Below are 11431 nucleotides of genomic sequence, written 5' to 3'. Positions count from 1 at the left end.
TCAACTCGTCTTACAAATAAAGCTAAAAGTGGTCAACTAAAATCGTTAAACCACACGGGTATCCATGACCACGTACATGGGTACGCATGACCGAGACGATGGGTATGAGTGACCAAGGCGATGAGCAAAGATGACCAAGGTAGTTGGGCAAATTTGCCCAACGCCTCGGGCACAGGCGGGCATTGTGGTTTAACGATTTTAGTTGACCACTTTTAGTTTTATTTGTAAGACGAGTTGACTCGGTTAAAACTTATTTATAATTCACGTTGACTTTCCTGAAACTTAGTCATATTTATAGTTGACCACCTGCCTTAGCGTGCCTTTTTCTTCTATCAATAGATACTTTTTACTTTATAAACTAGAAAGGTAGCATGTTTTGGTGCATGGATACTATACTATTAAGCCAAAACAGCTTTGGAATATCATAGAGAAGGATATACCTGTTTTGATGCCGCAAATCAAGCAACTTCTTAATTCTGAGAAGTTTACAGAAAAATAAGCAAGAATAAGGCGTGGCAATGCGTGGTAATAAGTGGCAATAAAAGCACCGCTTATTACCACGCATTATTTTCTGTATATCAGCCACTTGCGCTTCTGCGTGGTAGATGTGGCATTAAAATAGAAAAACTTTTTCCTACATATACTGCAAAATCATATTCATCATCGTTTCCAGATAGCCTTTATCATCCTTAAACAACACATGATTCTTTTGGAATTCACCTTTCTCAAATGGATTCTTCAACCAAAACTCAACCTGCTCCATTGGCGTATTGCTGATAATGAAACTGTTCAACATCAGATGATTGTTGCCCAACTGAGAAGACACTTCTGTCTGTAAATACTTGAAGAGTTGAATCTTATCATCCTCAAATCCTTTAAGATTGCGAATACCTTTCGGATCGATGAAGGTGATGTATTGCTTCTCTCCATCCAATATCCATAAGATAAAATCAGGATAGAAGTTGTTTGCTTCAAAGAAACCTAATCCCCTCTTGCTCTCATTGCGAAGCAGATAAACCTGCTTACCAGCCAGCACATCGTCTTGATGACCCTTACAATATTCACGGAAGGAAGTAACAAAGTTCTGTTCTCCCAAGTTTAATGCCACAGGAGACACCTTCAACGTTGGCTCACCAGTTACAACATCTACATAAGGACGATTACCATTGACATCTTTCTCTGCAAGGAAAACCAAAGGCTTATACAGATATTCCTCCACATTCAAAGCCTTGAAATAAGGAGCATCAAGAACTAAGTCTTTACCAAATTCATTGTTCTCCACCTGCGCCTGCAATGTTTTCAAATAATCTACCACATTATACAGGTCGTTACGAACCTCTATTTCATATTCATCAGGCATACCTATATTATAATAAGTAACGCGTGTCTCCTTCAGATGCTTTTGCTCTTCCTTCGACTTGGCCTTCTTGTAAGCCATATCCATATAGCCTCGAAGCAGACTGATTGTAACATCCTGCCACAACTCCACATTCTTTCCGAAATCATGAAAGTTCAAACGGTCTTCAGGAATAGACAATTCGTACCAGGAAGGATTTGCCATCAGATACTTCAAGTCTTCCAATCGCAACTCCAGATTATACCAACCACGCTCCGCCTTCATACCTTGCAAGGCAAAGAACACTTCCGTCCAGTCTATCCAATTCAGATGCTCCTGTCCCAAAACACCTATATAGCGACTTGCAGCATTAGCAGTTTGGACATTCTTGCTTCTCAGCAAATCCACCTTTGGATATTTGTCCAGTTTTATATTCACCTTTTTCATCAGGCTTTCGTCGGCAGGTTCCACCACGGCAGACTTCTTGAAGCTATAGCCATCCACAACTTTAGGCAATGAGAGATGAAGAGCGTCTAAATCAACAGACTTAATGGTTTTGATGACAATCTTCTCATAGTCTATCTCATTGGTTGGCAAACCTTCATCCTCCAAATATGCCTTGAAGGCTTCCATATAATCAGCCCGCACGCCAAAGATATTCAGAGTCTCGATAGTTGACAAATTCTTTGGAATCATCTCGTCCTGATAGCAGGCATCCAGCATCTTGCTTCGCTTCAGGGAATATCTGTATCCCTTCAGACGAACGCCACGACCAAAGAGCTGAATAATCTCAGAACCTTCGCTACGTCCCACATTCATCAGCCCCATCACAGAAACTCGCCAACTGCTCCATCCTTCGGTAAACTTCTTGGAACCAATCAGGATGTTGACAGTTGAATCTTGAGAATTGATATTGTTGAAGAGACTTGAAGTACCGAATGCTTTCGTTTCACAAAGGAATCCTTTATCCTGCAAGAGTTTCAGCAATTCCTTACCATCTCCCACATTGATGACACCGAAATAATCCTTAGCACTTCCTACCCTCAATCCAATCTCCTCAAAACCTCCTTTTTGAAGATCGATATGAAGTTGGGCACCATGGATATTGGAGTGGAAAAGATCCCGCAGGATAGCATCATAGATGTTCTCGGCAAACTTCTGTTTGTCATCTTCTACGAGATAACCACCTTTAAGCGCCAGGAAAGAGTTGCCAAATACAGAATAACCATTCTTTGTTTTCAATCCATCTTCCGAACTGAGCAAACGACGGATATAACCAGAAAACTCTGTACGATTTCGGATAAAATCCTGCAAGAACAAGAGTATCTGAGTTACATCCGATACCTGATTCTTATTTTCCTTGCTCACAGCCTTTACGCTACTTCCCACAAATATTCCCAATGGCTTCTCCACCAGAAACCTGTTATGAATCCGCACATCACTCTGATAGATTTTAGTCTGTTCATAAAGACATAGCAAATATGCCGTGAGATACATATTGAGCAGATCATCATCATTCCAGTCGTTCATATTCATGATACGATAATCCTTGCCATATCCATCGGCATAGAAATAACGATAGGAATAATCAAAGAGTGTAGCCTTACCATATTGGTCGAACATCGCCTTCCGGTCTTTGGCATTGCTCTTTGCAGAAATGGCTTGACCAAAGGTAGCAGAATACTCAAAGGAGAAGCCTTCCTCGGTCAGTTTCTGGCGATACCCCATCCAGACATCACCACTGGAACCTTTGTGACCTTCATCTACCAATACCAGGTTGTTGCCCTCGAAAGCCTCAACAGCTACCGTTTTATCTCCATCCTTATCTGCCAATTTATTGATGTCGATGATTTCTACAGCCTTGCCTTGAAACAAACCACCAACACCTTGTTTGCTGAACATAGCAACATCCATATTAGAAGCCTTCAACTCTTCATAATGCTGACGGCTCAATCCTTCATTTGGAGTCAATACGATGATACGGTTGAGTTTCTTGGCGTGATGGATTCTGGCATACTCCTGATATTGCTTGATGTTGACATGCATCAGCAGAGTCTTGCCCGAACCTGTTGCATTCCAATAGGCCAACTTATTCAAGTCATCAACCGTAAAGTCGGGCAACTCGTGCCAGGTTTCTGCACGATGATTGAAGTCTTCATGCAGAAAACGATTCAGGTTGTCGCAAAGTGCCTGCGGATTACTGAAATACTGGTCGAGATAGATTTCCGTGAACAAGAGGGATAGATACTGGAAGTACTTCCACTTGATAGGTTCATTTCGCTTCTCGTTGATCTCATCAGTAAACTTCACGATATGCTGGTCGTAAAAGTACAACTGTTCTATGGACAAAGGACCGGTAGCATAGAGCTTATGACAAAGTTCATGATAGAGTTTTGACTCGTGGTCATCATTCAAACCTTCGTATGCTGGATCTTTGAGGTCACGAGACAAAGCCTCCAAGTCCTTACAGCCAAACAGCTGCAAGATATAATGAAACAGGACCAGTGCCTGCTGCAGTTTTCCTTTCTTCTGTATTTTCTTAGCCATAATAAGACCTATTCAAACATTCTCTTCTTAAATTCTTCCTCAATGAGTACTACTTTCCAATGCTCCTCATCCGTCTTGATATTCGGTAATGTATTATCACCATTTACATAAATCTTATCGAACTCTGAGTCTGTGGTGCAATAGGTTTGCTTACGGAAGAATTCATTCAAGTCTTCGTTGCTCACCTTGTTGCAGTTTCTCCAAATCACGAGAGTTCGCTCATTGCCGATATGGGTGGTTCCTTCCACCACGCAGTAGCCATCCTTAGGATAACGGAGCGTCTCTACATTCAGACCGATAAGGTAGTTGAAGGTTTCCACCATATCAACATGGGTATCTACCAACTCATTATCCTTGGTTGTCTTGATAGACATGGCAAACGGGTTCTTAAACCATTCCAGGTTGAAGAGATCACCCTTGGTTTCTGTATCGAGCATATAACGGAGGAAATAGGTTTCCTCGAAATCTCCCTTGCCATTCTCGTTATCGAAGTCGAGTCGCTGATTCTTTGGCTGCAAGTTATTCAATGTATCCTCGTATTGCTCCAGGCGGATGTACTTGAAGCATTGAGAAATGCCTTTGCGAGAAACAGGCTTGCCGTCCTTCCAATCCTCGGAATAGATTACTTTTTCGATGCGAGGGAAAAGAAGTTTTTTAAAATGTTCCCCCATCTCTACCATTAAATATTTTCGCTCTCCTTTATCTTCTTTATTCATAGAAATCACTGAATGGGCAGTTGTACCTGAACCTGCAAAATAATCAAAGACATAATCATTTTTAGAAGTGATAGCATTGAGAAAATACAACAACAATTCCCTTGGCTTAACTGTATCAAAACCATGATCTGGTATTATATCAGACAATTCGTTTTTACCATTTTCCGCCGTACTTGAAAGTTCCTCTGGAATATAAGTCCAAAAAGGAATATGTTGCTCATCCTCATCTCCTTCATAATGCTTACAATATGGCTCACCATCTTCATTAAATCCCAACCGATGATTATCAAACATTGTTTTTATTTCATTATAACCAGCTTTCCAACGTTTATCATAAGGTGGAGTATAATTTCCAATTGTAAATCGCATTGTCTCTCTCTTATATCTTCCTAAATTAGATGTTAAGATTGTTGTTGTTCGGTAATTTCCATAATCATCATGATTATTATATTTACGCTCTATTCCAGACGATATAGGATTAAACAATTGTTCTTTATCATTTTGAAGCATATATACAAATTCGCCAACTACCTGAGGACGTAATTTTGCAGTACCAGTATTAGTTGGTTTAGCACGAGATTTCCACAGATAAGGATATACCTTATCATAATCTAAACTATTACAAAGAAGACGTAGTTCACCCTCCATATCAGGCCCAATACTACATAACAGGTTAGACTTTTGTGAAAGGAAACTTCTTCCTAAAACCAATCTATCATTCATCATAGATGTCCAAGTACTATTTCTATAATTATCCTTGTATATGAAGTCATCACCTTGGATATTATAAGGCGGGTCAATATATACACATTTCACAGTCTCACGATACTTCTCTTGCAACAATTCCAGAGCCTGGAAGTTCTCACTATTAATCAGCAATCCATTACACTCCTCATCCACTTTCTCCATACTTTCCACGAGTTTATGCTTGAACTCGGCACTAAAGAACTTAGTGTCAAGCACAAGGAAAGGATTGTCTTCCAGGAACTTTTCTGTTAATGGCTCACTATAGCCCTCGGTCATCATATCCCCTTTGATTTCATCGATGGCAAAGAGGCGAACCCATTCTTTTCTTTGGGCATCATTGGCTATAATCTCAGAGTAAAGGGTACGAGGAATGCGGTCGAGCGTGATACAATAATCACAACCGACTACAAACTTTTTCTTGAGCCACAACTTCTTTTGGAAGTCTTCGAGCTGGGCAAGGAAGGTGATAATCTTCTCTCCTACCAGCTTGATGGCTTTCACTTGTGCCAAATGCTCCATGATATGAGTGGCATCCAAATCATCCAAAAACATCACCTCGTTTTTGATATAGAAATCAAGTTCTCTACAAAGGAAACCGCCCAAGTCTTTGTGGATGAAATAATCAAAGTTGTTCTTTGCCGTATAATCTTGCAGATGCTTCATCAGCAAAGTGCGTTCCTTGTTCTTTTCTGTTGGTACCTTTTCATTGACCAACTCTGCAAAGTCGGCATATTTTCCTTCTGCAAACGAAGAAATAATCTTAGCCTCTGCATCCTTGACAAGTGCATCCTGTTTGGTAGTCTTCGGCATCAACTCATAAGTAAAGAAGATGTTTAGCTCATCATCTTCCTCTGCGATACAGTCCTCTTCACAAAGTTGGAAACGGCGCTCCATATTGTTGGCTGCCTTGTTGTTGTTCTGCTCTGTATCCGCATCACGAAGAACAAAGTGTACCTTACGACGGCTGGTTGGCAACACGAACGAGTAATTCTTGAAATACTCAGAAGTCTTGATGTAATACTGGTCGGCATTTGCCCAATACAACTTCACTTCCTCACCACTATAAGGAATAGCATAGGCATCGTCCTTATAGCGACGTTTAGAGATAAAATCGCCACCCTCATAATAACGGCTAAAGAATTTAGCCAAATGAGAAAACACCTCATTCTCCATGGCAGAAATATCCGTTCCTGCAGCAGTTTGAGCCTTCAAAATCTTTGTAATTTCAGGTACAAGACGATTGTTCAAGAACGCCTCGATATCCTTACGTTTCTGATTCATAATGCGATATATACCAAAGTCGAGTTCGGCTTGGTCGAGTTGCAGTATTTCTGCAAGTATATCTCTAAATTTCTGTTCGTATTGTGTCATTGTTTTTATCTTAGTTATGTTATCTTGCTTTGTTTCCGTCTCATTTCTTTAAAGTCCAATGCACACAGAAGAGTTCTTCTTCCGTAATATGCTGCTGGATAAAAGCCTTCACTTTGTCTATCATTCCGTCTCGCTTCTCCTCTATCTCATCTTCCAGATTAAAGATTTCGGCTCGCTTACGCTTCTGCTGGCGAGTAAGAGTATTCAAATCCTTTTCCAGGGTCAATGTTTGCTGTGCATTCTCCGAACGACTCAAAAGTCTTTTCTTTTCTTTGATTTTTGCCTTGATGTCTTTCAGTTCATTCTCCAAAGAGAGCTGCTGGTCTTCTGCCCATTTCTCGATATGCTGGATTTCAGCATCAAGCAAAGCCTTGTTTCGTTCTTCTATCTGAACGGTCAAGGCTGCTCTCCGGTTATCATACAGGGAAGCTAACTTCTGGCTTGCTTCCTCCTGCACATAAGCATTTCCTGTAACTACCGATGGTACATTCAATAATTTTTCTGCAAACTCCTGCCCTAAAGCCGTTCCATCTTCCGCAAGTGCCGTCAGCACAATGTGCTGTTCCTGTTGCCCTTCGGATATAAAAGAAACAAGATGAGCCTGAAGCCATCCACTTTCATAAGCACATTGTTCTATATCTGCCACCTTATAACGATATAGGCTATAATCGAAGAGGAGATTCTGCAGACTTTGCTTATTCTGCTTACACAAAGCAATGACCTTTTGAGCCAAAGGATGCGACAAACGATAATTGATGCATTTCGATTGCAGCGTCGTTATCTGATACATGCCACATTCTGCTGCCACATCAGGATAAGGATTGTGCTTCAAGCTAAAGACAAGATTGGTTTCATCTACCACTTCTACATTCTCCTTACCAAGCGTAGCAATGGTTATCGTCCAAAGCCAGCGATGGAACTTATTCAGATTTCCCATATCCTTGCCTTGGCGAATCTTCAGCAGACCCACCACATCCTCATCAAAGTTTTCAAGCAGTTGCTTGCGGGTATCTTGCATGGTCGCCTTGATACTCGCATCCATCTCTTGCTGAATCTGGTCGAAGGCAGCATTGATTTCTTCGGGAGTACGACACTGCTGATAGATGTTGAGCATCCGCTTCTCGAAGTCAACACCCGACTCGATGCTACCCAACACCTCATCACTCGAACCGAAGACACCATCAAAGAGATGGAATTTCTCAGAAAGCAGTTGGAACACACGCACATCAGCTGCATTTGCCTTATTGATGAAATTGAACACCACCACATCATTCTTCTGTCCATAACGATGGCATCTACCTATGCGCTGTTCCACCCGCTGAGGATTCCACGGCAAATCGTAATTCACGATAAGTGAACAAAACTGAAGGTTGATACCTTCGGATGCCGCCTCGGTAGCAATCATGATTTCGGCTTCGTCTCTGAAATAATCTACAATAGCCTGGCGTTTGTTTGCCGACAAAGAAGGGGTAAAGGCTGATGTGCCTATATTCCGCTCTTTCCATGCCTTATATATCTTCCGGGAAGTTTCATCATTGTTGGAACCATTGAAGAGGACTATCTTGCCCATATAACCATTCTCCTCTAAAAGCTGTTTCAGATAGAGCTGGGTACGGGTACTTTCCGTGAATATCAATGCTTTGCGGTTGGCTCCCAACTCTTCCATCTTCTGAAAGCCGGTATGGAGTGCCGACAAGAGGCAATCACCTTTTTTATTGCTACTGATACTATTGGCAAGATCATACAGACGTTGAAGTTCCTTGATTTCATCCTTGATACCTTCTATCTCATCGGAAGTAAGGATTTCTCCTTCCTGTTCGTTCTCATCCTGCTCATTCCATTCATCCCAATCATCGCCCAACATATCCTCGGCAACCATAGCTATTTTTCCATTTTCCCCATACCAGCCTTGCTGTTTATCTGTAGAATAAGAAGCTATCTTGGTCTGCAAACGGTCGATAAGCGTTTTGAGCGTATAGCCGATGGCAAAGGTTGATGAAGACATGAGTTTGCGGAATATCAGCGTAATCAACTGGCGTTGACTGGTTGGCAATCCGTAAGTATCATCCCGGCGAAGATACTCGCTGATTTGATTATAGAGTTTCTGCTCTTCAACGGCAGGATAATATTCCTGCGCCATCGGGATACGGGAAGTATATTTCACATACTCCGTAACCTGTTTGCGAAGCGTGCGATGCACGATGGGACGAAGACGCTTGCGAAGATCACCAAAAGCAATATCATCGTTTTTATTACTATAGCAATACTGAGCCTTGAAACTCTTCAAGTCACCGAAGTATTGGTCATCAATGATACTTACCAGACCATACAATTCCTCAATGTTATTCTGAAGCGGAGTGGCGGTAAGGAGGAGTTTATGACTATCAGAAAAAGCGGATTTCAGCCGTGAAGCCATAGAAGGGGTTGACTTATAAACATTGCGCAGTTTATGAGCCTCATCATAAACCACCAGGTCCCAATGAGTGCGCGACAAGATTTCGGCTTGTCTGGAAGCAAACTGATAAGAGCAGATATAGATTTGCTTGCCATCGGAAAGATGGTCTAAAGAAATCCCCTTTTTCTTTTCGAGAATAAAAGTATCCAGAAAGAACTTTTCTTCCAGCTCCATGCTCCACTGTCGGCGAAGGGTAGCTGGGGCAACGATGAGGATACGACGCTTACGTTCAGCCCAAAACTGGCTGATAACAATACCAGCCTCTATCGTTTTTCCCAATCCCACCTCGTCGGCAAGGATAACACCTTTGGAGAAAGGAGATTGGAATGCAAAAAGAGCCGCCATCACCTGATGGGGGTTCAGATCGACACGTGCCTCCGACAAGACACCCGTCAACTTATCATCATCTGCACCGCCCCTATTACGTGACAACTGCCAGGCATAATACAAGAGCTGCGCAGATGAATAAGGGATTTCCTGTTTCATCGTCGCTTATAAGGAATTATGAGCGTAAACTTTATCGGAATTAGCAGGTCACATTTTTGCTATGCTTGGGCAAACTTCCAGGCTTACTAAAACAATGCAGAAGAGACAAATACCTTGTTGGCGAAACTATATAAGAAAGGCGTAAGCCTCACTTATCAGTCTCTTAGGTATTTGGCGTGACCTGCTGTACATAGATAAGTTTAGCTCACGCCTTATGAGCGTGAGCATTCACTTATATTTACAATGTACAGTCTTTTTTCAATCGCCAAATTTCAAGAGACTCCAAATAATCGTAAACGCTTGTATATTATTATATTATATGTCTAAAGTTTATTCTTTCTGTTTCTTATTTTTCTATTTTATTTGTTCAACTTATGTTACAAGGGAGCAGCCGCCTGGGGCAACCTTTCCCTTTTCGAGGGCAAAGTTACAAAAAATAAATGAAATATGCAACTTAATACTTCAAAATATCTTTTACCGAGTAAATTTTACTTGAAGCATCAAAGGAGAAATACTGGTCATCCATAATCATATAATCCTCTCTCTGCTTCTTACTCAGACTCTTAATATCGGGAAACATGGATATCGGTACTACCACTTCTCGACCATCAGTCAAGAACACAGCCATTGCACCACGCTTAACTCCAAAATCCAGTTTCTTAATTTCCAAAGTAGTATCTTTGAATTTACACATAATCTTTCCTCCTATTATATATTTTTTCTTTTGTGGGCAAATTTACAAAGAAATATCGAGAATACCACATTTTTTATATATAAAAGTTTGGAGAATACAAAGAAAACTTGTAATTTTGCCTGAAAGAATGGATTTTTAATGACACGAACAAAATAAACAGAAGAAATCATGATAAACGACAGAAGACAACTGGCTGACGTGTATCAGCAAACTATAGATATTGTACTGGAGGGACATTACACCTCTGAGAATGGGGAGGAAGTAAAACTGCCCGACAACACGAAGATGCTGAAGGGAAGCAGATTCTATACCAAGCCACTGGATGCTTCAAACATACCTACCCTTGCAGAAGGTTCCACCAAGATTATTGTGAAGAATGACGACAGCATCCATTGCGGTCATCAGTTGCAGCAAGAAGGATACAATCCCGTGGTTCTCAACCTGGCAAGCCGGCGCAACCCGGGCGGTGGAGTGAAGAACGGAAGCCGGGCTCAGGAGGAGAGCCTCTTCCGCAGCACCAACCTCTTTCTCTCTATGTATCGCTATGCAGAATATGCCGAGGATTACGGTTTGGAGAAAAGCAAGTTCCAATATCCGATGCCAGTGAGATTCGGAGGCATCTATGTGCCATACGCTACCGTGTTCAGGGCTGGAGCCAAGGATGACTTCGCCTTGCTCGATACTCCTTATTATATGTCGTTCGTGGCAGTAGCGGCCATCAATCATCCTGATTTAGATAGAGATGGGAACATCTGCGAAGAAGATGCCGCACTGACGAAAAACAAAATGAGGACGATGCTGCGTATCGGTTTGCTGAACGGACACGACAGCATCGTGCTCGGTGCATTCGGATGCGGTGCCTTTCACAATCCTCCGAAACATATCGCAAGACTGTTTCACGAAGTCATCGACGAGAAGGAATTCAAGGACAAGTACAAGCTCATCGCCTTCGCCATCCTTGAAGACCATAACTCGCCAAGAGGTGGAAACCTGCAACCCTTCATCGAGGAATTCAAGTCATAAGCTCCCACAGATTTGGCTTTCCCTTCGGCCGCCGATTTTCAATTCACAGATTCACA

The 11431-nt window shown here is 41.8% G+C and carries 6 protein-coding genes; 2 read left to right on the top strand and 4 right to left on the bottom strand.

Annotated elements, in window-relative coordinates; translation table 11 throughout:
* The first annotated feature begins 379 nt into the window (after window positions 1–379).
* Entirely contained in the window at window positions 380–499 is a 120-nt protein-coding gene (locus KSW37_RS11020) for a hypothetical protein (RefSeq protein WP_367397502.1), read from the top strand.
* Window positions 500–634: 135 nt separating this feature from the next.
* Here KSW37_RS11020 and KSW37_RS11015 read toward each other — a convergent pair whose 3' ends face one another.
* From KSW37_RS11015 to KSW37_RS11000, 4 genes are all read right to left on the bottom strand, one after another.
* On the bottom strand, window positions 635–3883 hold the full coding sequence (locus KSW37_RS11015) for a DEAD/DEAH box helicase family protein (RefSeq protein ID WP_217314499.1): 3249 nt from the start codon (window positions 3881–3883) through the stop codon (window positions 635–637).
* 8 nt (window positions 3884–3891) lie between these two features.
* On the bottom strand, window positions 3892–6717 hold the full coding sequence (locus KSW37_RS11010) for a site-specific DNA-methyltransferase (protein ID WP_217314498.1): 2826 nt from the start codon (window positions 6715–6717) through the stop codon (window positions 3892–3894).
* 40 nt (window positions 6718–6757) lie between these two features.
* Complete coding sequence (locus KSW37_RS11005; RefSeq protein WP_217314497.1) at window positions 6758–9658, bottom strand: SNF2-related protein; 2901 nt, start codon at window positions 9656–9658, stop codon at window positions 6758–6760.
* Between the two features lie 454 nt (window positions 9659–10112).
* The gene (locus KSW37_RS11000; protein ID WP_217314496.1) at window positions 10113–10352 is read right to left on the bottom strand and encodes a hypothetical protein; all 240 of its coding nucleotides are present in this window, start codon (window positions 10350–10352) and stop codon (window positions 10113–10115) included.
* A gap of 168 nt (window positions 10353–10520) precedes the next feature.
* Between KSW37_RS11000 and KSW37_RS10995 the strand changes: the two genes are divergently transcribed.
* A complete protein-coding gene (locus tag KSW37_RS10995) occupies window positions 10521–11375 on the top strand; it encodes a TIGR02452 family protein (protein ID WP_217314495.1) in 855 nt (284 codons plus the stop codon).
* The last annotated feature ends 56 nt before the right edge of the window (window positions 11376–11431 follow it).

The organism is Segatella copri (assembly GCF_019127135.1).
Classification (GTDB): Bacteria; Bacteroidota; Bacteroidia; order Bacteroidales; family Bacteroidaceae; genus Prevotella.
The sequence above is the reverse complement of the archived record's forward strand: the minus strand, read 5'-3'. Positions and strand labels throughout refer to the sequence as shown.